Origin of the sequence: Luteimonas endophytica (assembly GCF_029887875.1) — a bacterium.
In the GTDB taxonomy this organism is placed as follows: Bacteria; Pseudomonadota; Gammaproteobacteria; order Xanthomonadales; family Xanthomonadaceae; genus Luteimonas; species Luteimonas endophytica.
The window spans coordinates 1-23,181 of sequence record NZ_JARXRM010000002.1 but is presented as its reverse complement, the minus strand read 5'-3'; the positions used below and the strand labels follow the sequence as shown (position 1 = coordinate 23,181).

The window sequence follows — 23,181 nt, the reverse complement described above, 5'->3', positions numbered from 1 at the left end:
GGCGTAGAAGGGTGGGTCCGGACTGCTGCGCGCGCCACCACGTCCCGGACGCCCAGGCCGGTCCATCGCAACACACACCCGCGAGTGTAACGAGGTCGCATGCGGATGCCGAATGCCATCGACATGCGTGGGGACGACGCACGCGCCCTCCAGGCGCGGCGCGCGTTCCTGTGGCTGTGGGGAGCGGTTTGCCTGGTCAAGCTGGTGCTGGCCGCGCAGCTGCCGCTGTTCGTGGACGAGGCCTTCTACTGGCAGGAGGGGCAGCACCCCGCCTGGGCCTATTCGGATCTTCCTGGGCTGACCGCCTGGCTGATCCGCATCGGGGTGGAAGTCGCCGGCAACACCCACCTCGGGGTGCGGCTGCCGTTCCTGCTGATCGCCGCGGCGCTGCCGTGGCTGATGGTCCGGATCGTGGCGCGGGAGTTCGACGAGCGCAGCGCATGGCTGGCCGGCAGCGCCACGGTGCTGCTGCCGCTGGCCGGCAGCCTCGGCCTGCTGGCACTGCCGGACGTGCCGATGGCCCTGGCCACGTTGTTGTGCATCGACGCCGGCGCGCGGCTGCTGCGCAGGGTCGATTACAACGGCCCGCTGGTGCTGGCGCTGGGGCTGGCCATCGGCGCACTGAGCCACTACCGCTTCATCGCCGTGATCGGCGTGGGCATCGTCGCGCTGCTGCTGCTGCCGGCGGGCCGGCGCGCGCTGCGCGATCCGCGGGTGTGGGTCGCGGTGGCGTTCGGCGCCGCGGCCTGGGTGCCCCTGCTGGCCTGGAACCTGGACAACGCCGAGGCCGGCCTGCGCTTCCAGCTGATCGACCGCCACCCGTGGGCGCTGCATCCCGAGGGGATCCTGTTCCTGCCGCTGCAGGTGCTGCTGGTCTCCCCGCTGTTGTTCGTCGCGCTGCTGTGGGCGGCATGGCGCACCCTGCGCGAAGGCACCGAGGTGCAGCGGCTGTTCGCGCTGCTCGGCGGTCTGGTGGTCGCCGGCTTCTTCGGGCTGGGCTTCTTCGCCGACACCGAGCGGGTGAGTTTCCATTGGCCGCTGCCCGGATACCTGGCGTTGCTGGCGCTGCTGCCGGCGCTGCTCGACGCATGGCCGCGCTGGCTGCGCCGGGCCACCTGGGGGTTGGCGGCGGCCGGGCTCGTCTCGATTCTCGGGTACTACGTCGCGGTCTCGATCCCCGCGGTGCGCGCGCAGAGCGCGGCGCTGAAATGGTACCCGTCCAACTTCGCCGGCTGGGACACGCTGGCGGAGACGGTCGCGGAAGTGCGCGCCGGGATGCCCCCGGAGACCCGGATCGTGGCAGGCAACTTCAAGATCGGCGCGGAACTCGGATTCGCGCTGGAGGATCCGCGGATCGCGGTGCTCGACCATCCGCTCAACCGCGCCCACGGGCGCGCCCCGCAACTGCAGCTCTGGGGCCTGCACACCGCCGGCCGGTCCGACTGGGGCGACGACCCGGTGCTGCTGGTGGTCGGGGCCACCGACGTGCCCTATCGCGACCTGCTCCGGCGCTACCAGGCGCTGTGCGAGCGGGTCGGGCCGCTGCCGCCGCCGCGGGTGCTCAATATCGACCATGGCCGCCAGCGTTTCCTGCTGTTCGCCCTGAGCGGCGCCGCGCAGCGCGATGGGCCGGCCTGCGTGACCCCGGCGCTGGCTTGGATCGACGTGCCGGTTGCGGGCAGCACGGTGCAGGCGCCGTTCGAGGTGTCCGGATGGGCGTTCAAGGACGGCATCGGCCTGTACCGGGTGGAAGTGACGCTCGACGGTGAGGTGGTCGCCGAGGCCGAGTACGGGCTGCCGGCACCGGGCGTGGCCGGGTTCTGGGGCGGTTCGACCGATCCTTCGCATCCCGATGTCGGCTTTCGCGCCACGCTGGGCGCCGATGCGCCGCTGCCACCGGGCCGCCACTGGCTGGGCCTGCGCCTGCATGGCCGCGACCGCAGCGTCGAGGACTGGAGCGAGCAGCCGCTGGAGATCGAATAGGGCCGATCAGGGAACGGCGAAGCCCGCTTCGCGCAACAGCCGGGCGGTAGCGATCAGCGGCAGGCCGACCAGCGCCGTGGGATCCTCGCTGCGGATCGCCTCGAACAGCGCGATGCCCAGGCCTTCGGCCTTGAAGCTGCCGGCGCAGTCGAACGGCCGTTCGGTGTCGACGTAGCGTTCGATCTCCGCGCCGGTCAGGGCCCGGAATCGCACTTCGGTCACGTCGAGCGCCTCCAGGCAGCGGCCGTCGCCGTGACGCAGCGCCACCGCGGTCAGGAACCGCACCCGCGCCGCGGACATCAGCGCCAGCTGGCCGCACGCGGCCTCGCGACTGCCGGGTTTGCCGATCGGGCGGCCGCCGAGCTCGGCGAGCTGGTCGGAACCGATCGACCAGGTCCCCGGGGCGGCTGCCGCGGCCGCCTTGGCGCGCGCCAGCCGCCGCACCAGCGCGTCCGGGGTCTCGCCGGGGCACGGCGATTCGTCCACCTCCGGCCGCACCACATCGAACGCCAGCCCCAGCCGCTGCAGCAGCGAGCGGCGATAGCGCGACGTGGAGGCGAGGAGCAGCCGCACGGCGCGCGCTCAGTGCAGCGGCGCCCGCGCGCGCTCGATCTGCAGCAGCTGCTGGTCGATGCGCTGGCGCGCGGCGTCGATCGACCGGCGCACCGTCTCCAGCTGTTCCACGCTCGCGCCGGCGCCGTATTGCTGCAGCCACAGGCGCTGGCGCAGCATCTCCTGCATCGCGTCGCGCACCGGGTTCTGCTCGTCGCCGGCCACCGCCTCGATCTCGGCGCGCGCGGCGCGGAGCCGGTCCTCGAGCGCATCGGCGGCGTCGAGCAGTCCGGCGAGCACCTGCTGGCGGCGACCGCTGCGGCGCCGACTGACCAGAAACCAGCAGGCGGTCAGCAGGGCGACCGTCGAGAGCAGGACGATGATCGGCAGCAAGACGCGGCCTCCCAGGAGCGGACGGCCAGTCTGCCGCGCCGCCCGGGGCGGGGCAAATCGCCCCGGTGGACAAGGGCTTGCGGCGCGAGGCGGCCGGCCGGCCGGTTTGACAGCCGCCGGGGCCGCGCCTAACATTCCGCCTCTTATGTCCGTGGAAGTGCCCGAGGTCCTCGACGCGTGGCGCATGGTCGCCGCGGATCGGGTGTTCGAGGGGCGCCTGCCGTTGTCCGGGCTGGCGCGGCTGGACGGGGTGCTGCTCGACGCCACCGGCGAGGCGGCGTACTCGCTCGGGTTCGGCCGCGACGAGTTGCGGGTGCCGTATGCCGAGTTGCGGGTCGAGGCCGAGTTGCCGCTGCTGTGCCAGCGCACCCTGCAGCGGTTCCTGCAGCCGGTGCGGATCGAGCAGCGGTTCGGCCTGATCCGCGACGAGGCGGACGAGGCCGCGCTGCCGCCGGGCTACGAGGCGCTGTTGCTGCCGGAGGACGGCCGCATGCGTCCGGCGGAACTGGTCGAGGACGAGCTGATCCTCGCCGTGCCGCTGGTGCCGGTGGCACCGGGCTCGGAAACGGTCGAGCGCGAGTGGCCGGCGCCGGCGGAAGAGGAAGCGCGTGCCAATCCGTTCGCGGCGTTGGCGGCATTGAAGAAACACTGAACATCACGAATCTGTTGCTGGAGTTTTTCCCATGGCTGTGCAGAAATCCCGCGTTTCCCCCTCCCGCCGTGGCCAGCGCCGCGCCCACGACAAGCTGTCGGCCAAGCAGCTGTCGACCGATCCGACCACCGGCGAGATCCACGTCCGGCATCACGTCACCGCCGACGGCTACTACCGCGGCAAGCAGGTGATCCAGGTCCGCTCGAAGATCGCCGAAGAAGACTGATCGCCCTGCACGCCGGCCGCTGCGGCGGTCCGGCGCGCCCACTGGCGCCGCGGCCGCGGCCCGGTCCCTTCGCAACCGCCCGCGCCTCAGGCGCCGGGCATTCCGGCCGAGGACACCCTCCCAGATGAGCGAATCGGGTTCGACTCCGCGCGTCTATTCGCGCATCGCCGGTACCGGCAGCTACCTGCCAGCCAAGGTGCTGACCAACGACGACCTGTCCAAGATCGTCGATACCAGCGACGAGTGGATCGCCGCGCGCACCGGTATCCGCCAGCGCCACATCGCCGCCGACGGCGAGACCACCGGCGACCTCGCGTACCACGCCGCGGTGCGCGCGCTGCAGTCCGCCGGGGTCGAGGCCGACGAACTCGACCTGATCGTGCTCGGTACCACCACGCCGGACCTGATCTTCCCGTCCACCGCGTGCCTGCTGCAGCACCGGCTCGGCGCCAACGGCTGCGGCGCGTTCGACGTCAACGCCGCCTGTTCGGGCTTCCTGTACGCGCTGTCGGTGGCGGACAAGTTCATCCGCAGCGGCGATGCCAGGACCGTGCTGGTGGTGGGCTCGGAAACCCTGACCCGCATGGTCGACTGGACCGAGCGCACCACCTGCGTGCTGTTCGGCGACGGCGCCGGGGCGGTGGTCCTCAAGGCCGACACCGAGACCGGCATCCTCAGCACCCACCTGCACGCCGACGGCGGCAAGAAGGAGCTGCTGTGGAATCCGGTCGGGGTCTCGGTCGGCTTCAGGGAGGACGAGAAGAACGCCGGGGTGCGCATCCGCATGGCCGGCAGCGACGTGTTCAAGTACGCGGTCAAGGCGCTCGACTCGGTGGTCGAGGAGACGCTGGCGGCCAATGGCCTGGACCGCCACGATCTCGACTGGCTGATCCCGCACCAGGCCAATCTGCGCATCATCGAAGCCACCGCCAAGCGCCTGGACATGCCCATGGAGCGGGTGATCGTGACCGTCGATCGCCACGGCAACACCTCGTCCGGCTCGGTGCCGCTGGCGCTCGACGAGGCGGTCCGCTCCGGCAAGGTGCAGCGCGGCCAGCTGGTGCTGCTGGAGGCGTTCGGGGGCGGTTTCACCTGGGGCTCGGCGCTGCTTCGCTACTGAGCGTTTGCGCGCGCCGTTCCGCCGTCGGTTCCGGCGTGCGACATACGCCGTGGTACAGACAGCCCGACGCCGGGCCACGTATCATCGTGCGCTCGCTTTCCCCCGGATGCATGCGTGACCGATCCCCAGCTTTCCTTCGTGTTCCCCGGCCAGGGCTCCCAGGCCGCCGGCATGCTGGCCGATCTCGCCGAACGCCACCCTTCGATCCGCGCTGATTTCGCCGAGGCCTCGGAGGGTGCCGGCGTGGACCTGTGGGAGCTCGCACGGCCCGACGCCGGCGACCGGCTCGATGTCACCGAGTTCACCCAGCCCGCCCTGCTCGCGGCCGGGGTCGCACTGTGGCGGCTGTGGCGCGCGCAGGGCGGCGCGGCCCCGGCGGTACTTGCCGGGCACAGCCTGGGCGAGTACAGCGCCCTGGTCGCGGCCGGGGCGCTTTCGCTGACCGATGCCGCGCGGCTGGTGCGCCTGCGCGGGCAGCTGATGCAGGCGGCGGCGCCGGCCGGCACCGGTGCCATGGCGGCGGTGCTGGGCGCCGAGGAAGCGCTGGTGGCGGAAGTCTGCGCGGCGGCCTCCGGCGACGAGGTGGTGGTTCCGGCCAACTTCAACTCGCCGGGACAGATCGTCATCGGCGGCCACGCCGGGGCGGTGGACCGCGCGCTGGGCATGCTCTCGGAGCGCGGGGTGCGCAAGACGGTCAAGCTGGCGGTGAGCGTGCCCTCGCACACCCCGCTGATGCGCGATGCCGCCAATCGGCTGTCCGAAGCGATGGCCGGGCTGGAATGGAGCGAGCCGGCGCTGCCGGTTGTACAGAACGTCGACGCCGAGGTGCATCAGGGCGTGCAGGCGATTCGCGACGCACTGGTGCGCCAGCTCTACCTGCCGGTGCAGTGGACGGCCTGCGTGCAGGCCGTCGCGGCCCGCGGCGCCACCCGCGTCGCCGAATGCGGCCCCGGCAAGGTGCTCGCCGGGCTGGTGAAGCGCATCGACAGGTCGCTCGACGCGCGGCCGCTGGGCACGGTGGCCGAGTTCGAGGCCGCGCTGGCGGCATGGGCGTCCTGACCGATCGCGTGCCGGCGCGCACGCGGACTTCCATCGACGGCGGCATTCCCCGGACCGACGGGGGCGCTGCCTCAGCAGCACGGAGCAAGCCATGACGCAGACACTGCAAGGCGAGATCGCCCTGGTCACCGGCGCCAGCCGCGGCATCGGCGCCGCCATCGCCGACGAACTGGCCGCGCAGGGCGCCACCGTGGTCGGCACCGCCACCACCGAGGCCGGCGCGCGCGCCATCGGCGAACGCCTGGCCGGGAGCGGCGGTCTCGGCCGGGTGCTGGACGTCACCGACGGCGCCGCGGTCGAGACGCTGATCGAGACGGTCGGCAAGGACCTCGGCGCGATCGGCATCCTGGTCAACAACGCCGGCATCACCCGCGACAACCTGCTGATGCGGATGAAGGAGGAGGACTGGCAGGCGATCATCGACACCAACCTCAGCAGCGTCTACCGCACCTGCAAGGCGGCGATGCGCGGGATGATGAAGGCGCGCAAGGGCCGGATCGTCAACATCGCCTCGGTGATCGGCGTGACCGGCAATGCCGGGCAGGCCAACTACGCCGCTGCCAAGGCCGGCATCATCGGTTTCAGCAAGTCGCTGGCGCGGGAGATCGGCTCGCGCGGGGTCACCGTCAACGTGGTCGCGCCCGGCTTCGTCGCCACCGACATGACCCGCGACCTGCCCGAGGACGCCAAGCAGGCCATGCTCGGGCAGATCGCGCTGGGCCGGCTCGGCGAACCGGCGGACATCGCCCGCGCGGTGGCCTTCCTCGCCGGTCCCGCCGCCGCCTACATCACCGGCGAGACCCTGCACGTCAACGGCGGCATGTACATGCCGTAGCGCAATTCCAGGGCCGCAAGCCCTTGAACCAAAACGGGGTTTGGCGTCCATCGCCGAGCGCCCGCCTTTCCCTTAAACTAGTCGGCCGTCAGGGCCTTCCCCGGAGCGAAACCCGTATGAGCAGCATCGAAGAACGCGTCAAGAAAATCGTCATCGAGCAACTGGGCGTCAAGGAAGAGGAGGTCAGCCCCAGCGCTTCCTTCGTCGACGACCTCGGTGCGGACTCGCTCGATACCGTCGAGCTGGTGATGGCGCTCGAGGAGGAGTTCGAGTGCGAGATCCCCGACGAGGAAGCCGAGAAGATCACCTCGGTGCAGCAGGCCATCGACTACATCAAGGCCCACGTCAAATCGTAATGGCGTCCGGCGACGATGGTGGGCGCCGCGACGGCGCTGCCATCGTTCCGGCTGCGCGCCCGCCGCTCGCGGCGGACGCGCGGTGGCGACAGACCCCGGGGCCGCGCACGCGGCCTCGTGCGTTTCCGGCGCGGCGCCTGGCGTGCGGCGCGCAACGAACCGAATGAGGAGTGTTCCATGTCCAAGCGACGCGTGGTCATCACCGGTCTGGGCATCCTGTCGCCGCTCGGCAACGACCTGGCCTCGAGCTGGGACGGGATCGTCAACGGCCGTTCCGGCATCGGGCCGATCACCCATTTCGACGCGTCGGGCTTCGCTACCCGCATCGCCGGCGAGGTCAGGGGGTTCGACCCAGGCGCGTGGATCGCGCCGAAGGACGTCAAGAAGATGGACCCCTTCGTCCACTACGGCGTCGCCGCCTCGCTGATGGCGATCGCCGATGCCGGACTGGAGATCCGCGAATCCGATGCCGACCGCATCGGCGTGGCGATCGGCGCCGGCATCGGCGGGCTGAAGGGCATCGAGGAAACCACCATCAAGTACCACGAAGGCGGCCCGCGCAAGGTGTCGCCGTTCTACGTGCCCAGCACGATCATCAACATGATCGCGGGCCAGGTTTCGATCATGACCGGCGCCAAGGGGCCGAACATCGCCGCGGTCACCGCCTGCACCACGGCCACTCACAACATCGGCCTGGCGATGCGGATGATCCAGTACGGCGATGCCGATGCGATGATCGCCGGCGGCGCCGAGTACGCCACCACCCCGACCTCGCTCGGCGGGTTCTGCGCGATGAAGGCGCTTTCGACCCGCAACGACGACCCGCAGCGCGCCTCGCGCCCCTGGGATGCCGGCCGCGACGGCTTCGTCATGGGCGATGGCGCCGGCATCCTGGTGCTCGAGGAGTACGAGCGCGCCAGGGCGCGCGGCGCGCGCGTCTACGCCGAGCTCATCGGCTTCGGAATGAGCGGCGATGCCTACCACATGACCGCACCGAGCGAGAATGGCGACGGCGCTGCGCGCTGCATGCGCCACGCCATCGACGATGCCGGCGTGGATGTCGCGCGGATCGGCTACATCAACGCCCACGGCACCTCCACGCCGGCCGGCGACCTGGCCGAGACGATGGCGGTCAAGGCGGCCCTGGGCGGGCACGCCAGCCGCACCGCGGTCAGTTCCACCAAGTCGATGACCGGCCACCTGCTGGGCGCGGCCGGTGGGGTCGAGGCGGTGTTCTCGGCCATGGCCCTGCACACCGGCGTGCTGCCCCCGACCATCAACCTCGACGAACCCTCCGAGGGCTGCGACCTCGACTACGTGCCGCATACCGCGCGCGAGGCGAAGGTGGACGTGGCGCTGTCGAACTCGTTCGGGTTCGGCGGCACCAACGGCACGCTGGTGTTCGCGCGGATCTGAGCGCCATCGGCCGGGGTGCCGCGGCATCCGGCGGCGCCCGGGCCGGCCGCCCCGCCCGCCCGCATCCTTCCTTCCCGCGCTCGAGCGCCGCATGCTGATCACCCGCCCGCTGCCGCCGGAGACCGATCTGCTGGCGGTCCACCGGCGCGCGCCGGCCCGGTATCCGATGCTGCTGCAATCGGTCGCCCACGGGACCGCGCAGGCGCGCTGGGACATGCTGCTGGCGGCGGAAGGGGAGGCGCTTCGGCTCGATCCGGACGGCACCACCCGCGATCATGCCGGGACGGCGGCGGCGGGCGCGTTCCTGGATGCGCTCGACCAGCGCTGGCGCGCGCTGCGGCTGCCCCGGCAGGAACCGCGCTGGCCGTTTCGCGGCGGCTGGGCGCTGTTCCTGGGCTACGAGCTGGCGGCCCAGGTGGAGCCGGTGCTGCGCCTTCCCGCGGCGCCCGGCGCGCTGCCGGTGGCCTGTGCGCTTCGCTGTCCCGCGGCGCTCCTGCGCGACCACGCCACCGGCGAGTGCGTGGCCCTCGCCGAGCCCGGCTGCGACGGCCTGCTCCAGACGCTGGTCGCCGACGCGGCCGCGGCGGGGCGCGACGCACCGCCGCGGCGATGGCGCGCGCCGAGCGACTTGCGCGAGGACGAGCCCGGGGCCTTTCTCGCCGGTGTCGGCCGGATCCGCGATTACCTCGCCGCCGGGGACGTGTTCCAGGTAAACCTGTCGCGGGCCTGGCGGGCGCAGTTCGCTGCACGTCCGGATCCCGCGGCGCTCTACGCACGGCTGCGCCGGATCAGTCCGGCGCCGTTCTCCGGCCTGTTCGCGGGTCCGGGCGCCACCGTGGTCAGCGCATCGCCCGAGCGGCTGGTCTGCACCCGCGGCGAGCTGGTGGAGACGCGGCCGATCGCCGGCACCCGCGCGCGCGTTCCGGGCGACGACGACGCCGAGCGCGTGCGCGAGCTGGCCGGCCACCCCAAGGAGCGCGCCGAGCACGTGATGCTGGTCGATCTGGAGCGCAACGACCTCGGCCGCATCTGCGCGCCCGGCAGCGTCGAGGTCGACGAACTGATGACGGTGGAAAGCTACGCCCAGGTGCACCACATCGTCAGCAACGTGCGCGGGCGCCTGCGCGCCGGGGTGACTCCGGGGGCGGTCGTCGCCGCGGTGTTTCCGGGCGGCACCATCACCGGCTGCCCCAAGGTGCGCTGCATGCAGATCATCGCCGAACTCGAAGGCGCCGGGCGCGGCGCCTACACCGGCGCGATGGGCTGGCTGAACCGCGATGGCGATCTGGACCTGAACATCCTGATCCGCAGCGCCGAGGTCGAGGGGGACACGGTCCGTTTCCGCACCGGCGCCGGCATCGTCGCCGATTCCGATCCGGCCCGCGAGCTCGACGAGACCCGGGCGAAGGCGCGCGGCATGCTGCGGGCGCTGGCGGAATGAGCGCAGCGCCGCTCCCGGCGCGCCTCGGCCGGGCGCCGGGCAGGGTATCCTGATGGGCATGTCATCCCTCCCCAACACCATTCGGAGCCGGCGATGAGCGAGGCGCCGCGCCGCCGCCGCGGCCTCGGGGTGCTGTTCGCGCTGTTCGTGGTCTCGGCGCTGGCGGCCGGGGCGCTGGCGGCCTGGGGATACGCCCGCTACCAGGCATTCGTCGACGGCCCGCTGTCGGGCGTCGAGGCCGGCGACAGCGTCTTCGTCGAGGCGGGCGATTCCTTCCCGCGGGTGCTGGAGAAGCTGCGCCAGGCCGGAATCCGCGACGGCCATGCGCTGGAGTGGCGGCTGCTGGCGCGCCGGCTAGGCGCGGCCGGACGCCTGCAGGTCGGCGAGTACGCCATGGAGCCGGGGATCAGCGCCAGCGAGTTGCTGGTGCGGATGCGCGACGGCAAGGTGATCCACCATCGCTTCACGATCGTGGAAGGCTGGAACATCCGCGAGCTGCGCGCCGCGCTGGCCCGTGCCGAACCGCTGCTGCAGGCGTCGTCGGAGATGGACGACGCGGCACTGATGGAGGCGCTGGACCGCCCCGGCGTACATCCGGAAGGGCGGTTCCTGCCGGAGACCTATCTCTACACCCGCGGCGACAGCGACCTGGACCTGCTGCGGCGGGCCGGCGAGGCGCTCGACCGCGCGCTGGAGGCGGCGTGGGAAGCGCGCGCGCCGGACCTCCCGCTGCAGTCGGCCGAGGAGGCATTGATCCTTGCGTCGATCGTCGAGAAGGAAACCGGCGTCCCGGCCGAGCGCGGGCGGATCGCCGGCGTATTCGTGCGCAGGCTGCGTGCGGGCATGCGCCTGCAGACCGATCCGACGGTGATCTACGGCATCGGCAGCGCCTACGACGGCAACATCCGCCGCCGCGACCTGCTCACCGACACGCCCTACAACACCTACACCCGCGACGGGCTGCCGCCCACGCCGATCGCGATGCCCGGCACCGAGGCGCTGCGCGCCGCCACCAGGCCGGAGCCAGGCGATTCGCTGTATTTCGTCGCCATCGGCGACGGCAGCGGGCGGCACGTTTTCACGCGCACCTATGCCGAGCACAGCGCGGCCGTGCGCGAATACCTGCGCCGCTATCGCGACCGCCACGGCGCCTCGTCGCAATGACCGGCCTGCCGTCGCATCCGCGCTTCGTTTCGCTGGAAGGCGGCGAGGGCGCCGGCAAGACCACCGTGCTGGCGGCGCTGCGCGACGCGCTGCTCGGCTGCGGCGATGAAGTGGTGTGCACCCGCGAGCCCGGCGGCACCCCGCTGGCGGAGAGGATCCGCACGCTGCTGCTCGAGCCGGGGCACGAGCCGCCCGCGGCGGAGACCGAGCTGCTGCTGATGTTCGCCGCGCGCGCCCAGCACGTGCGCGAGACGATCCGGCCGGCGCTGGCGCGCGGGGCCTGGGTGCTCAGCGACCGCTTCACCGATTCGAGCTACGCCTACCAGGGCGGCGGCCGCGGCCTCGATCCCGCATTCATCGCCGTGCTCGAGCGCGATGCGGTGGGCCTGCAGCCGGGCCTGACCCTGCTGCTCGACATCGACGTGCAGGGCGGGCGCGCGCGAACCCGCGGGCGCGACCCGTATCCGGACCGCATCGAGCGCGAGCGCGACGAGTTCTTCGAGCGGGTCCGCGCCGCCTACCGCGCGCGCGCGGCCGCCGAGCCGGCGCGCTTCCGGCTGCTCGACGCCGCGCAGCCGGTGGCGGCGGTGGCCGGCGAGGCGGTGCGGCACCTGCGGCAGTGGCGGGACCGCGCCGAGGAGGCGCGCGCATGAGCGCGTTCGCGCCCTGGCAGCAGCGCGCCTACGACCGGGCCGTGGAGGCGATCGACGGCGGGCGGATGGGGCATGCGCTGCTGTTCTGCGGTCCCGCGCTGCTCGGCAAGCGCGCCGTGGCCGGTCGGCTGGCGCAGCACGTGCTGCGCTGCCATAACGACGCGCGCGCGCGCCAGCTGTTCGCCGCGGGCACCCATCCGGACCATCTCGAGATCGGCTTCATCCCCACCCGCGACGGCAGCCGCATGCGGACCGAGATCGTGATCGAGCAGATTCGCGAACTCTCCGCGAAGCTGACCCTGACGCCGCAGTACGGCGACGCCAGGGTCGCCGTGGTCGATCCGGCGGACGCGATCAACCACGCGGCCTGCAACGCCCTGCTCAAGACCCTCGAGGAGCCGCAGCAGGGCCGTTACCTGTGGCTGGTCGCCGCCAATCCGATGCGCCTGCCGGCGACCATCCGCAGCCGCTGCCAGCGCCTCGAGTTCCGGCTGCCGCCGCGCGCCGAGGCGCTGGACTGGCTGCTTGCCCAGGGGCATGCCCGGGATCTCGCCGAAGAAGCGCTCGACGCGGCCCGCGGCCACCCGGGCCTCGCCGGCGCCTGGCTGCGCGACGGCGGCATGGAGCTTCGCCGCGAGGTGAGCGCCGACCTGGCCGCGCTCGCGCGCGGCGAGCTGGCGCCCCCGGAGGCGGCGCGCCGCTGGACCGCGGACGAGGTCGCGACGGAGCGGCTGCGCCATGCCGCGGACGTGGCCGCCGGGCTGGCGGCCGACTTGACCGACCCCATGCGAACCCGCAGGCTTGCGGCGTGGTTCGACGCCGCCAACCGGACCCGCGAGCTGTTGCGCACCACGGTGCGCGCCGACCTCGCGGTCACGGAGCTGCTGCTGGGCTGGCGTGACGCCGGGGGCCGGCGCGGCGGGCCCGCAACGAGGAGATGAGCATGGGTGCAACCGGAGCGGGCGCGAGGCAGGGCATCCTGTCGCTGACGGTGAAGGACAAGGCGGCGCTCTACAACGCCTACATGCCCTACCTGAAGTACGGCGGCATCTTCGTGCCGACGCCGAAACGCTATTTCATCGGCGACGAGGTCTTCCTGCTGCTGGTACTGCCCGAATCCAACGAGCGCCTGCCGGTGGCCGGCAAGGTGGTGTGGGTCACCCCTCCGGGCGCGCAGGGCAACCGCACCGCCGGCATCGGCGTGCAGTTCGCCGATACCGGCGAAGGCGAAGCCGTCAAGGGCAAGATCGAGACCCTGCTGGCCGGTTCGCTGGCCTCCGAGAAGCCCACCCACACCATGTAGCCGCCGGCCCCGCGCCGGCCCGGATCCTGCGCGCATGCTCCTGATGCGCCTTGGTCGGTGTGCGATGTGCAGTACGAACGGGTTCGTTGGGTTCGCGGGCAGGCCGGCGCGGCGCCCCGGTGCGGGACACGCCGTGAATCCATCCATGGAGGCTCATCGACGCCATCCATGGCGTCGATGGTCCCGCACCGGGACACCGCACCGGCCCCGGATGCGGTGTGGATGCTTTCCGTGAAGCCGCCGCTCCTCGGACTGGCGGCCGGCCTCGTGGGAGCGCCGGCGGTGCCGACGCCGCACCGCCGATGCAGGCGGTCCGCCTGCCGGGCCCCAAGGCGGTCAGGCCGCGCGGTCCGCGGCCTCAGGCCGCAGCGCCGGGTCGTCCCAGCCGGGCCGCGGCGCGAAGCGGTCGCCGTGTGCGGCCTGCAGCGCCTTCAGTCGTTCCAGCAGCGCGGCGGTCCCCGTGTCGCGGATGTACTGGATCGGGCCGCCGCGGAACGGCGCGAAGCCGGTGCCGAAGATCACTCCGGCGTCGAGCAGGTCCGCATCCTCCACCACGCCCTCGTGCAGCGCCGCCACCGCTTCGTTGAGCAGGGCCAGGACCAGCCGGTCCTCGAGGTCCTCCGGTGCCTTGTAGTCCTTCGGCAGCTCCGGCTTCTTCGGCTTGCCGTTTTCCCAGGCGTACAGCCCCTGGCCGTCCTTCTTGCCGCGCTTTCCCTGCTCGGGCGGAGTGGCCAGGGCGGGCGGGATCTGCAGGCCGAGGAACGGCGCCAGTTCCCTGCCGACACCGGAGGCGACATCCAGGCCCACGGTGTCGATCAGCTCGATCGGCCCCATCGGCATGCCGAACTTCACCGCGGCCCGGTCGATGGCCGCGCCAGGCACGCCTTCGGAGTAGGCGGTCGCGGCCTCGAGCATGTACGGGAACAGCAGCCGGTTGACCAGGAATCCCGGGGTGCCGGCGACCGGGACCGGCAGCTTGCCGAGCGCGCGGCAGAACGCGGCCAGCCGCTTCTCCGTCTCCGGCGCCATCGCGTCGTGGCGGACGATCTCGACCAGCGGCATCTGCGCCACCGGATTGAAATAGTGCAGTCCCGCGAACTGGGCGGGACGGCGGATCCCGGCGGCCAGTTCGGCCAGCGGGATCGACGAGGTATTGGTGGTGAGCAGCGCGTCTGACTTCAGCTTCGGCTCCAGTTGCCCGTACAGGCCGCGCTTGGCATCGGCGTCCTCGACGATCGCCTCGATCACCAGGTCGGCCTGCGCGGCGCCTTCGCCGGCGAGGTCGGATTTCAGTCGCGCGGCGACTTCCGGGCGCCTGGCGTCGTCCTTCACCTTCTTCGCGAACAGGTCCTGGGCGCGCGCCAGCGCCTTGTCGATGTATGGCTGCTCCCGGTCCTGCAGGGTCACCTCGAAGCCCTTGTAGGCGGACCAGGCGGCGATGTCGCCGCCCATCACCCCGGCGCCGACCACGTGCAGGCGGCCCACGCCATGCTCCTTGCCGCCAAGACCCTTCAGGCGCTCCTGCAGGAAGAACACCCGGGTGAGGTTGCGCGCGGTCGGGGTGCCGGCCAGTTTCACCACCGAGCGGCGCTCGGCCGCCAGCAGCGCCTGGATGCCGCCGCCGCTGCGGCGCCAGGTCTCGATCATCGCGTACGGCGCCGGATAGTGGTCGCGACGCGCCTTGCGCCCGACCTGCTTCGCCAGCACCGGCGCCAGCAACTGGCGTGCCGGCCAGGTGTTGGTGATCCAACCCAGGAAGCGCTGCTTCGGGGGCCGCTGCGTGCCCTTCAGCGCCAGGGCGGCGGCGGCGTCGACCAGCAGCGCCGGCTCGGCGACCTTGTCGACCAGCCCGATGCCGCGTGCCGCCTTCGCCGACAGCGCGCGCCCGGTCAACATCATGTCGAACGCCGCCGGTGCGCCGACCAGCCGCGGCAGCCGCACGCTGCCGCCCCAGCCCGGGTAGATGCCGAGTTTCACTTCCGGCAGGCCGATCCGGGTGGACGGGTCGGAACTGGCCACGCGGTAGTCGCAGGCCAGCGCGATCTCGGTGCCGCCGCCCATGCAGAAGCCGTGGATCGCGGCCACCGTGGGGCAGGGCAGGTCGGCCAGGCGCTGGAACGCCTGCTGGCCGCGGCGGATCGAATCGCCGATCGTGCCCTTGGCATCGAACTCGCGGAACTCGCGAATGTCGGCACCGGCGATGAAGCCCTTTTCCTTGGCCGAGCGCAGCAGCACCGCCTTCGGCGGGTCCAGTGACAGCCGCTCGAGCAGCGCGTCCAGCTCGATCAGCACGTCCTGGGCGAACGTGTTCACCGACTCGCCGGCGCGGTCGAAAGACAGCACCAGCACGCCGTCCTCGCGCGGTTCGGCCTGCCAGTGGCTGAAGCGCAGTCCGTCGAGGCCTGCAATCATCGGGCACCATCCGTTAGGGTACGGGAAGTCCCTTATGATCCAGAGGTCGTTCGGCCGGCGTCAAATCGGCGCCGCGGCCCCGTCAGCGGCGCGGTCGCGCCGCGGGGCGGCGCCATGGCTTGTGGCAGTGGCGTCGCGGCCCCAGATCCGTCGACCCTGGCGATGGAACTTCCTCCCCCGCAGCAGGTCACACAGCCCAGCCGATGGCCGGGCGACAGGAGCGCCGGCCCAATGGCCGAAAACGATACCCATCAGTTGGACCAGGAACTGGTCAAGCGTGTGCAGCGCGGAGACGGCGCGGCCTTCGACCTGTTGGTGCGCAAGTACCAGCACAGGATCGCGGCGCTGATCGGGCGCTACGTGTCCGACTGGAGCGAATGTCAGGACGTGGCCCAGGAGACCTTCATCCGTGCCTACCGCGCGATCGGAAATTTCCGCGGCGACGCCCAGTTCTACACCTGGCTGCACCGGATCGCCGTGAATACCGCCAAGAATCACCTCGTCGCAGGCAACCGCCGCCCCCCCACCGAGGACATCGACGTGGGAGACGCCGAACAGTTCGATTCCGGCGTGCGCCTGCGCGACACCGATACGCCGGAGCGTGAACTGATGCGCCAGCAGCTGGAACAAACGGTGATGCGTGCGGTCGAAGCCCTGCCCGAGGAGCTGCGCGTGGCGATCACGCTCCGCGAGGTCGACGGGCTCAGCTACGAAGAGATCGCAACGCGCATGGACTGCCCGATCGGAACGGTGCGTTCGCGCATCTTCCGGGCCCGCGAGGCGATCGACCAGGAACTCCAGCCCCTCATGGACCACGAAACCACAGCCGAGCGTGCCATCCGATGATCCAATCCGAAGACAGCGAAGCCCTGCAGATCGGGCCCGATCCCGACAAGCTCTACCTCTATCACCGCCAGCAGCTCTCGGCGATGCTGGACGGCGAGCTGTCGCCGGACCAGGCCCGCTTCATGCTGCGGCGGCTGCAGCACGACGTCGAGCTGGCCAGCTGCTGGGAGCGCTGGCAGATCTGTGGCGACGTGATGCGCGGGCAGCGCAACGCACTGCTGCCTGCGGACTTCGCCGAGGGCGTGGCACGGGCGATCGCCGGCGGCGGGCGCCGGCTCGAGCCGGCCGCGGCGGCGGGCTCGGCGCGACCGCGCCTGTGGCGCTGGGGCGGCGGCGCCGCGCTGGCGGCGTCGGTGGCGATGGCCGCGCTGTTCGTCGGCCGCGGCCAGCTGCAGGCGCCCGCCGCGCTCCCGGCCGCCGAGATGCCCGCGCTCGCCCTCGAAAGCGGCGGGGCGTCCGCACCGGCGCCGGCCAACGTTCCGCAGCCCGCGCCTGCAGACACCCCGGTTCCCGAGATCGCGCTCGCCGCGGCCGGGGCCGCGCTGGCAGTGGCCGAGGCTCCGCGCCGCGGCGAAGAGCGGCGTTCACGCGGCCAGGCCCAGCGCGCGGCAGCCACCCGGGCCCAGCGCCGCGTCGCCCAGGCCCCGCGTGCGGCCGCCGAGCGCACCGCAGTGGCAGCGGTGGCGCGGCCGCCGGCGCTCGCCAGCGCGGCGCCACAGACGGTGGCGCTGGCAGCGGCGGGCTCCGGTGTGGCCGATCCCTTCGTCCCGGCCGCGGCGGTGCCCAGCAGGCCCTGGCCGCGGGCGGTGTTGCCTGGAGCCGCCGGCGCTGGCCTCGCGGTCGGCTATGGCACGACCGGGGCGCAGAGCGCCGCGTTCCACCCGTTCCAGCCGCGGCTGGCGCCGGAGCCGGCCTGGAGCGGTCTGGCCCCGGCCACCGCGATCGACGCCGCCGCGCTGCCGGGCACCGCTGCCGGATGGGCCGAGGCGCCGCCGGATCCGCGCTGAGCGCGGCGCCGCCTGGCCACTGTCGCGCCATGGCGGGCCGCCCCGGATTTCCCTTCAACGACCTGTCGAGGATGGTTCCCCGATGAGAGCACCGTTCACCGCGATCACCCTGATCCTGGTCACCGCCGCCGCCACCGCTTCGGTCGTGGTGCCGGATGTCCCGGCACCGGCCGCCGCGGCGGCCGGCGGCGCCGCACCGGCGGTGGCCGCCCAGGCCACCGCCGCGGAGGCGCGCCGGGTCCCGGCCGAGCCGCTGGTCACCGGCCTGCCCGATTTCACCCGCCTGGTGGAGCAGGTCGGCCCGGCCGTGGTCAACATCGAGGCGACCATCGGCACCCGCGTGGCGCAGCGCGGCAACGGCGGGGTGCCGGACGAGGACATGATGCCGGAGATCTTCCGCCGCTTCTTCGGCCCCGGCTTTCCATTCCCCGGTGGCCCCCAGGGCCCGCAAGGCCCGCAGGCTCCCGGCGGCCCGCGCGGTACCTCGATGGGAACAGGCTTCCTGATTTCCGCCGACGGCTACCTGCTCACCAACCACCACGTGGTCGCCGATGCCGACCAGGTGCGGGTCCGCCTGCACGACCGCCGCGAGTTCGACGCCGAGGTGGTCGGCAGCGACGAGCAGTCGGACGTGGCGTTGCTGAAGATCGACGCCAGCGGCCTGCCGGTGCTGCGCACCGGCGACTCGCGCCAGGTCAAGCCGGGGCAGTGGGCGGTGGCGATCGGTTCGCCGTTCGGGCTCGACCAGTCGGTGACCGCGGGCATCGTCAGCGCGGTAGGCCGCTCCAATCCCTACGCCAACCAGCGCTACGTGCCCTTCATCCAGACCGACGTGGCGATCAACCGCGGCAATTCCGGCGGCCCGCTGCTCAACACCCGGGGCGAGGCGATCGGCATCAACTCGCAGATCTTCAGCAATTCGGGCGGCTACATGGGCGTCAGCTTCGCGATCCCGATCGACATGGCGATGAACGTCGCCGAGCAGATCAAGAGCACCGGCTCGGTGCGGCGCGGCCAGGTCGGGGTGACCGTCGAGGGCGTCGACGCCGAGAAGGCCGCCGGGCTGGGTCTGCCGGACACGCTTGGCGCCCTGGTCAACAACGTCCTGCCCGGCAGCCCGGCGGAGAAGGCGGGCATCGAGGTCGGAGACGTGATCCGCGCCGTGGACGACACCCCGGTCAACCAGTCCAGCGACCTGCCGCCGATCATCGGCAACAAGGCGCCGGGCACCCGGGTGCGGCTGGAGGTGTTCCGCGAGGGCCGTTCCCGCGACATCGAGGTGACCCTCAGCCAGCTCGACGAGGATGCGGTCGCCGCCGCAACGGGCGCACCGGGCGGCGGCCGCGCCCCCGGCGCCGGTTCGACCAACCCGCTCGGCCTGGTGGGACAGGATCTCACCGACGCCCAGCGCCGCCAGCTCGGACTGGACGAGGACGAGGGCGTGCGCATCGCCCGGGTCGAGGGACTGGCCGCGCGCGAGGCCGGGCTCCAGCCCGGCGACGTGGTGCTGCGCGTGGGCCGCACCCCGGTGGCCAGCGCCGCCGCCCTGGACCGGCAGCTACGCGCGGTCACGGCCGGACAGACGGTGATGCTGCTGGTCAACCGCGGCGGCACCAGCCAGTTCATCGCCGTGACCCCGCGCGAGGACGGCGAGGACTAGGGCCGCGCCTCCCGGCGGCCACGGCGCGTTCGCCCCGCGGGCGCCCGGTCCGGGCCTGCCGACGCTGCGGTCACGGGGCCGGCGCCGGCACCCGCTCCATCGCCCCGCTCCATCGCCCCCGCGCCCACCCGGGCGCGGGGCGCGCCTGTGCGATAATCCCGCGCTTTGCCACGCGAACCAGGCCGCAGGGACGGCCCGCCTGACCCCATGAGCGCCGATCCGATGCGGAACATCCGCAACTTCTCCATCATCGCCCACGTCGACCACGGCAAGTCGACCCTGGCCGACCGCATCATCCAGCTGTGCGGGGGGCTGACCGAGCGCGAGATGGAGGCCCAGGTGCTCGACAACAACCCGATCGAGCGCGAGCGGGGGATCACCATCAAGGCGCAGTCGGTGTCGCTGCCGTATACGGCGAAGGACGGCCAGACCTACCAGCTCAATTTCATCGACACCCCCGGCCACGTCGACTTCAGCTACGAGGTCAGCCGCTCGCTGGCCGCCTGCGAGGGCGCGCTGCTGGTGGTGGACGCCGCCCAGGGGGTGGAGGCGCAGTCGGTGGCCAACTGCTACACCGCGGTGGAGCAGGGCCTGGAAGTGGTGCCGGTGCTGAACAAGATCGACCTGCCCACCGCCGACGTCGACAAGGTGAAGGCGGAGATCGAGGCGGTGATCGGCATCGACGCCACCGACGCGATCGCGGTCAGCGCCAAGACCGGGTTGAACGTCGGCGACGTGCTGGAGGCCATCGTCACCCGCATCCCGGCGCCGGTACCGCGCGACACCGACAAGCTGCAGGCGCTGATCATCGATTCCTGGTTCGACAACTACCTGGGGGTGGTCTCGCTGGTGCGGGTGATGCAGGGCGAGATCAGGCCGGGCGGCAAGATCCTGGTGATGTCGACCGGGCGCACCCACCAGGTCGACGGCGTCGGCGTGTTCACGCCGAAGCGCAAGGCCCTGGATGCGCTGCGCGCCGGCGAAGTGGGCTGGATCAACGCCAGTATCAAGGACGTGCACGGCGCGCCGGTCGGCGACACCCTCACGCTGGCCGCCGATCCGGCGCCCAAACCGCTGCCGGGCTTCCAGGAGATGCAGCCGCGGGTGTTCGCCGGGCTGTTCCCGGTCGACGCCGACGACTTCCCGGACCTGCGCGAGGCGCTGGACAAGCTGCGCCTGAACGACGCCGCGCTGCGCTTCGAGCCGGAGAGTTCGGAGGCCATGGGGTTCGGATTCCGCTGCGGGTTCCTCGGCATGCTGCACATGGAGATCGTGCAGGAGCGGCTGGAGCGCGAATACGACCTCAATCTCATCAGCACGGCCCCCACCGTGGTCTACGAGGTGCTGCTGACCGACGGCAGCGTGATGCCGCTGGACAATCCGGCCAGCCTGCCGCCGGTCAACAAGGTGGAGGAGGTGCGCGAGCCGATCATCCGCGCCAATGTCCTCACCCCGCCGGACTACGTGGGCAACGTGATCACCCTGTGCGAGGAGAAGCGCGGGCGCCAGATCGGCATCCAGTACCTGGGCAGCCAGGTGCAGATCAGCTACGAGCTGCCGATGGCCGAGGTGGTGCTGGACTTCTTCGACAAGCTGAAATCGGTCAGCCGCGGCTACGCCTCGCTGGACTACCATTTCGTGCGCTTCGAGGCCGGCCCGTTCGTGCGCGTGGACACCCTGATCAACGGCGACAAGGTCGACGCGCTGTCGATCATCGTCCACCGCAGCCACGCCGACCGCCGCGGGCGCGAACTCACCGAGAAAATGAAAGAGCTGATCCCGCGGCAGCAGTTCGACGTCGCCATCCAGGCCGCGATCGGCTCGCAGATCATCGCCCGCACCACGGTCAAGGCGCTGCGCAAGAACGTGCTTGCCAAGTGCTATGGTGGCGACATCTCCCGCAAGAAGAAGCTGCTGGAGAAGCAGAAGGAAGGCAAGAAGCGGATGAAGCAGGTCGGTCGCGTGGAGATTCCGCAGGAAGCCTTCCTGGCGGTGTTGAGCAGCAGCCGTGATTCGTGATTTCGAGGCGGTGATTCCCGCTCCAGAGGAGCAAGCATGAAGTGGTTCGAAATCGCCCTGGTGGTGCTGACCCTGGCCACCGGGATCATCTGGCTGCTCGACCGGCTGTTCTTCGCCAGGCGCCGCGCCGAGCGCGCCGGGTTGCTGGAGGAGAAGGAGCCGGTGGTGGTCGACTACGCCAAGGCCTTCTTCCCGGTACTGGCGGTGGTGCTGATCCTGCGCAGCTTCGTCGCCGAGCCGTTCCGCATTCCCTCCAGTTCGATGATGCCGACCCTGCTGATCGGCGACTTCATCCTGGTCAACAAGTTCGCCTACGGGCTGCGCCTGCCGATCAGCAACCGCAAGTTCATCGAGATCGGCGCGCCCGAGCGCGGCGACGTGGTGGTGTTCCGGCCTCCACACCAGCCCGACCAGGACTGGATCAAGCGCGTGGTGGGCCTGCCCGGAGACGTGGTCGAGTACCGCGACAATACCGTCTACGTGAACGGCGAGGCCTTCGACTACCGGCCGGTGGGCGACGGCAACTACGTCGGCAAGGGCCGCGGCCGGGAGATGACCGGCGCCCGGTTGCTGGTCGAGGGCATGCCGGACCGCGAGCACCAGGTGCTGGAGATCCCGAACCTGCCCTACACCGACCCCGGCCAGGGCGAGTGGACAGTTCCCGAGGGCCAGTATTTCGTGATGGGCGACAATCGTGATAGAAGCGACGACAGCAGGTTCTGGGGTTCGCTGCCGGAGAGCCAGCTGCGCGGAAAGGCCTTCCTGGTCTGGATGCACTGGGACGGCAGCGCCGGTGGGGTAGGGTTCGACCGGATCGGCGGCAGCATCCGGTAGTATCCGGGCCACGCGCATTCCTTGGGGAGAAGGGCAATGAAACGCACACAGAAGGGCATGACCCTGCTGAGCTTCGTGATCGTGCTGGCGGTGGTGGGGTTCTTCGCCTACGTGGCGATGAAGCTGTTTCCGATGTATTCCGAGTACTACAGCGTGCGTGCGGCGCTGAAGGGGCTGTCCGACGAGGCCGGGATCGCCCAGCAGGATCCGGCCCGGATCCAGGACCTCTTCTTTCGGCGCTTGTACATCAACTACTCGGAGAACGTGAAGAAGGAACACGTCAAGCTCAAGCGCGTCGACGAGGGCTGGCAGATGGACGTGCAGTACGAGGTCCGCAAGCCGCTGGTGGGCAACCTCGACGTGGTGGGCAAGTTCCAGACAACGCAAATGCTCACGCGTGGCGGCGGCGAAGCCAACTGACCCGTTCGGTCATCGCTTCGGTGACCAGGGCCTGCTGGCGCAGGCGCTGACCCACCGCAGCGCGGGGGCGCCGCACAACGAGCGCCTCGAATTCCTCGGCGATGCGCTGCTCGACCTGATCATCGCAGAAGCGCTCTACCAGCGCTGGCCGCGCGCCGACGAGGGCGCGATGACCCGCGCCCGCGCCGAGCTGGTGCGAGAGTCGACCCTGGCGCGCATCGCCCGTGGGCTGGAACTCGGCCCGCGGCTGATGCTCGGCCCCGGGGAAATGAAATCCGGTGGGCACCGGCGCGACTCGATCCTTTCCGACGCGCTGGAGGCGGTGATCGCCGCGATCCACCTCGACGCCGGCTTCGACGCCTGCCGCCAGGCGGTGCTGGCCTGGTTCCGCGCCGATCTGGACGGACTGGAGATCGCCAAGGTGGGCAAGGACGCCAAGACCAGGCTGCAGGAATGGCTGCAGGCCAGGCAGCGGCCGCTGCCGCTGTACGAACTGCTGGGCGAGTCCGGCGACGATCATGCCAAGACCTTCGGGGTGCGCTGCAGCGTGTCCGAACCCCAGGTCTCGGCCGAGGGCGAGGGCGCCTCGCGCCGCGCTGCCGAGCAGCAGGCCGCCGAGGCGGTACTGGCGGCGCTGGACAAGGTCGGCTGAGCGCCGGGCGTGGCTCACGCCCCACGCGGCCAACCAGTGCTCGATCGAGAAGCCGGTGCGTGGGCTTCGGAGCCGGTGCGTGAGCTTCGGAGCCGGCGGCGCCCGGGCCGGGGGAGGCTCCCCGGCGGAGTCGGGCCATCCATGGCCCGATCCGCCGCCGCAGGCCGTCCATGGCCTG

General features: G+C 71.7%; 23 protein-coding genes. 20 read left to right on the top strand and 3 right to left on the bottom strand.

Annotated features, from left to right (window positions below; all coding sequences use genetic code 11):
- The first annotated feature begins 123 nt into the window (after positions 1 to 123).
- Positions 124 to 1,983, top strand: coding sequence for an ArnT family glycosyltransferase (locus QFW77_RS00120; protein ID WP_280572111.1), 1,860 nt, complete (start codon positions 124 to 126; stop codon positions 1,981 to 1,983).
- A gap of 6 nt (positions 1,984 to 1,989) precedes the next feature.
- On the opposite strand, the gene QFW77_RS00115 is transcribed toward QFW77_RS00120, so the two are convergent.
- Together QFW77_RS00115 and QFW77_RS00110 are read right to left on the bottom strand one after the other, a co-directional pair.
- Positions 1,990 to 2,556 (bottom strand): Maf family protein, encoded by a 567-nt coding sequence (locus QFW77_RS00115; RefSeq protein ID WP_280572100.1) that lies wholly within the window; start codon positions 2,554 to 2,556, stop codon positions 1,990 to 1,992.
- A gap of 9 nt (positions 2,557 to 2,565) precedes the next feature.
- The gene (locus QFW77_RS00110) at positions 2,566 to 2,928 is read right to left on the bottom strand and encodes a hypothetical protein (RefSeq protein ID WP_280572099.1); all 363 of its coding nucleotides are present in this window, start codon (positions 2,926 to 2,928) and stop codon (positions 2,566 to 2,568) included.
- 145 nt (positions 2,929 to 3,073) lie between these two features.
- Between QFW77_RS00110 and QFW77_RS00105 the strand changes: the two genes are divergently transcribed.
- The 12 genes from QFW77_RS00105 (at position 3,074) to QFW77_RS00050 (ending at position 13,153) form a co-directional block, all read left to right on the top strand.
- Positions 3,074 to 3,580: a YceD family protein gene (locus QFW77_RS00105; RefSeq protein WP_280572098.1), complete on the top strand. Its 507-nt coding sequence runs from the start codon at positions 3,074 to 3,076 to the stop codon at positions 3,578 to 3,580.
- A gap of 31 nt (positions 3,581 to 3,611) precedes the next feature.
- Positions 3,612 to 3,806: a 50S ribosomal protein L32 gene (rpmF, locus tag QFW77_RS00100; protein WP_280572096.1), complete on the top strand. Its 195-nt coding sequence runs from the start codon at positions 3,612 to 3,614 to the stop codon at positions 3,804 to 3,806.
- A gap of 124 nt (positions 3,807 to 3,930) precedes the next feature.
- Entirely contained in the window at positions 3,931 to 4,926 is a 996-nt protein-coding gene (locus tag QFW77_RS00095) for a beta-ketoacyl-ACP synthase III (protein WP_280572095.1), read from the top strand.
- A 114-nt stretch (positions 4,927 to 5,040) separates the two neighbouring features.
- Positions 5,041 to 5,985: an ACP S-malonyltransferase gene (gene fabD / locus QFW77_RS00090; protein ID WP_280572094.1), complete on the top strand. Its 945-nt coding sequence runs from the start codon at positions 5,041 to 5,043 to the stop codon at positions 5,983 to 5,985.
- A 91-nt stretch (positions 5,986 to 6,076) separates the two neighbouring features.
- The gene (gene fabG, locus QFW77_RS00085) at positions 6,077 to 6,820 is read left to right on the top strand and encodes a 3-oxoacyl-ACP reductase FabG (RefSeq protein ID WP_280572093.1); all 744 of its coding nucleotides are present in this window, start codon (positions 6,077 to 6,079) and stop codon (positions 6,818 to 6,820) included.
- A 116-nt stretch (positions 6,821 to 6,936) separates the two neighbouring features.
- Positions 6,937 to 7,176 (top strand): acyl carrier protein, encoded by a 240-nt coding sequence (acpP, locus tag QFW77_RS00080; protein WP_149194087.1) that lies wholly within the window; start codon positions 6,937 to 6,939, stop codon positions 7,174 to 7,176.
- Positions 7,177 to 7,353: 177 nt separating this feature from the next.
- Positions 7,354 to 8,592 (top strand): beta-ketoacyl-ACP synthase II, encoded by a 1,239-nt coding sequence (gene fabF, locus QFW77_RS00075; RefSeq protein WP_280572092.1) that lies wholly within the window; start codon positions 7,354 to 7,356, stop codon positions 8,590 to 8,592.
- 91 nt (positions 8,593 to 8,683) lie between these two features.
- A complete protein-coding gene (locus QFW77_RS00070) occupies positions 8,684 to 10,033 on the top strand; it encodes an aminodeoxychorismate synthase component I (RefSeq protein ID WP_280572091.1) in 1,350 nt (449 codons plus the stop codon).
- A 93-nt stretch (positions 10,034 to 10,126) separates the two neighbouring features.
- A complete protein-coding gene (mltG, locus tag QFW77_RS00065; RefSeq protein WP_280572090.1) occupies positions 10,127 to 11,197 on the top strand; it encodes an endolytic transglycosylase MltG in 1,071 nt (356 codons plus the stop codon).
- The gene (tmk, locus tag QFW77_RS00060) at positions 11,194 to 11,850 is read left to right on the top strand and encodes a dTMP kinase (RefSeq protein WP_280572089.1); all 657 of its coding nucleotides are present in this window, start codon (positions 11,194 to 11,196) and stop codon (positions 11,848 to 11,850) included. Before mltG ends, tmk begins: the two co-directional genes overlap by 4 nt.
- Positions 11,847 to 12,791: a DNA polymerase III subunit delta' gene (locus tag QFW77_RS00055; RefSeq protein WP_280572088.1), complete on the top strand. Its 945-nt coding sequence runs from the start codon at positions 11,847 to 11,849 to the stop codon at positions 12,789 to 12,791. The genes tmk and QFW77_RS00055 overlap by 4 nt, the downstream gene beginning before the upstream one ends.
- A 2-nt stretch (positions 12,792 to 12,793) precedes the next feature.
- Entirely contained in the window at positions 12,794 to 13,153 is a 360-nt protein-coding gene (locus QFW77_RS00050; protein WP_280572086.1) for a PilZ domain-containing protein, read from the top strand.
- A 336-nt stretch (positions 13,154 to 13,489) separates the two neighbouring features.
- On the opposite strand, the gene QFW77_RS00045 is transcribed toward QFW77_RS00050, so the two are convergent.
- The gene (locus tag QFW77_RS00045; protein WP_280572084.1) at positions 13,490 to 15,565 is read right to left on the bottom strand and encodes a 3-hydroxyacyl-CoA dehydrogenase NAD-binding domain-containing protein; all 2,076 of its coding nucleotides are present in this window, start codon (positions 15,563 to 15,565) and stop codon (positions 13,490 to 13,492) included.
- A gap of 231 nt (positions 15,566 to 15,796) precedes the next feature.
- On the opposite strand from QFW77_RS00045, the gene rpoE reads away from it, so the two are divergent.
- The 7 genes from rpoE (at position 15,797) to rnc (ending at position 23,003) form a co-directional block, all read left to right on the top strand.
- Positions 15,797 to 16,411 carry an RNA polymerase sigma factor RpoE gene (rpoE, locus tag QFW77_RS00040; RefSeq protein WP_280572083.1) on the top strand — a complete coding sequence of 205 codons (615 nt, stop codon included), beginning with the start codon at positions 15,797 to 15,799 and terminating at the stop codon, positions 16,409 to 16,411.
- Entirely contained in the window at positions 16,408 to 17,418 is a 1,011-nt protein-coding gene (locus QFW77_RS00035; RefSeq protein ID WP_280572082.1) for an RseA family anti-sigma factor, read from the top strand. Before rpoE ends, QFW77_RS00035 begins: the two co-directional genes overlap by 4 nt.
- An 82-nt stretch (positions 17,419 to 17,500) precedes the next feature.
- Positions 17,501 to 19,078, top strand: coding sequence for a Do family serine endopeptidase (locus QFW77_RS00030; RefSeq protein WP_331487825.1), 1,578 nt, complete (start codon positions 17,501 to 17,503; stop codon positions 19,076 to 19,078).
- 222 nt (positions 19,079 to 19,300) lie between these two features.
- Complete coding sequence (gene lepA / locus QFW77_RS00025; RefSeq protein ID WP_280572110.1) at positions 19,301 to 21,097, top strand: translation elongation factor 4; 1,797 nt, start codon at positions 19,301 to 19,303, stop codon at positions 21,095 to 21,097.
- Positions 21,098 to 21,133: 36 nt separating this feature from the next.
- A complete protein-coding gene (gene lepB / locus QFW77_RS00020) occupies positions 21,134 to 21,931 on the top strand; it encodes a signal peptidase I (protein ID WP_280572081.1) in 798 nt (265 codons plus the stop codon).
- Between the two features lie 36 nt (positions 21,932 to 21,967).
- Positions 21,968 to 22,351: a DUF4845 domain-containing protein gene (locus QFW77_RS00015; RefSeq protein WP_280572079.1), complete on the top strand. Its 384-nt coding sequence runs from the start codon at positions 21,968 to 21,970 to the stop codon at positions 22,349 to 22,351.
- The gene (gene rnc / locus QFW77_RS00010; protein WP_280572078.1) at positions 22,329 to 23,003 is read left to right on the top strand and encodes a ribonuclease III; all 675 of its coding nucleotides are present in this window, start codon (positions 22,329 to 22,331) and stop codon (positions 23,001 to 23,003) included. Before QFW77_RS00015 ends, rnc begins: the two co-directional genes overlap by 23 nt.
- Positions 23,004 to 23,181: the final 178 nt, after the last annotated feature.

Excerpts from the sequence above, each read along its gene's own strand:
- lepA (WP_280572110.1), top strand. The coding sequence starts at position 19,301 with ATGCGGAACATCCGCAACTTCTCCATCATCGCCCACGTCGACCACGGC.
- rpoE (WP_280572083.1), top strand. The coding sequence starts at position 15,797 with ATGGCCGAAAACGATACCCATCAGTTGGACCAGGAACTGGTCAAGCGT.
- mltG (WP_280572090.1), top strand. The coding sequence starts at position 10,127 with ATGAGCGAGGCGCCGCGCCGCCGCCGCGGCCTCGGGGTGCTGTTCGCG.
- fabF (WP_280572092.1), top strand. The coding sequence starts at position 7,354 with ATGTCCAAGCGACGCGTGGTCATCACCGGTCTGGGCATCCTGTCGCCG.
- QFW77_RS00120 (WP_280572111.1), top strand. The coding sequence starts at position 124 with ATGCGTGGGGACGACGCACGCGCCCTCCAGGCGCGGCGCGCGTTCCTG.
- lepB (WP_280572081.1), top strand. The coding sequence starts at position 21,134 with ATGAAGTGGTTCGAAATCGCCCTGGTGGTGCTGACCCTGGCCACCGGG.
- QFW77_RS00035 (WP_280572082.1), top strand. The coding sequence starts at position 16,408 with ATGATCCAATCCGAAGACAGCGAAGCCCTGCAGATCGGGCCCGATCCC.
- QFW77_RS00045 (WP_280572084.1), bottom strand. The coding sequence starts at position 15,565 with ATGATTGCAGGCCTCGACGGACTGCGCTTCAGCCACTGGCAGGCCGAA.
- QFW77_RS00050 (WP_280572086.1), top strand. The coding sequence starts at position 12,794 with ATGGGTGCAACCGGAGCGGGCGCGAGGCAGGGCATCCTGTCGCTGACG.
- QFW77_RS00095 (WP_280572095.1), top strand. The coding sequence starts at position 3,931 with ATGAGCGAATCGGGTTCGACTCCGCGCGTCTATTCGCGCATCGCCGGT.
- QFW77_RS00030 (WP_331487825.1), top strand. The coding sequence starts at position 17,501 with ATGAGAGCACCGTTCACCGCGATCACCCTGATCCTGGTCACCGCCGCC.
- fabG (WP_280572093.1), top strand. The coding sequence starts at position 6,077 with ATGACGCAGACACTGCAAGGCGAGATCGCCCTGGTCACCGGCGCCAGC.
- acpP (WP_149194087.1), top strand. The coding sequence starts at position 6,937 with ATGAGCAGCATCGAAGAACGCGTCAAGAAAATCGTCATCGAGCAACTG.
- QFW77_RS00070 (WP_280572091.1), top strand. The coding sequence starts at position 8,684 with ATGCTGATCACCCGCCCGCTGCCGCCGGAGACCGATCTGCTGGCGGTC.
- QFW77_RS00055 (WP_280572088.1), top strand. The coding sequence starts at position 11,847 with ATGAGCGCGTTCGCGCCCTGGCAGCAGCGCGCCTACGACCGGGCCGTG.
- QFW77_RS00015 (WP_280572079.1), top strand. The coding sequence starts at position 21,968 with ATGAAACGCACACAGAAGGGCATGACCCTGCTGAGCTTCGTGATCGTG.
- tmk (WP_280572089.1), top strand. The coding sequence starts at position 11,194 with ATGACCGGCCTGCCGTCGCATCCGCGCTTCGTTTCGCTGGAAGGCGGC.
- rpmF (WP_280572096.1), top strand. The coding sequence starts at position 3,612 with ATGGCTGTGCAGAAATCCCGCGTTTCCCCCTCCCGCCGTGGCCAGCGC.
- QFW77_RS00105 (WP_280572098.1), top strand. The coding sequence starts at position 3,074 with ATGTCCGTGGAAGTGCCCGAGGTCCTCGACGCGTGGCGCATGGTCGCC.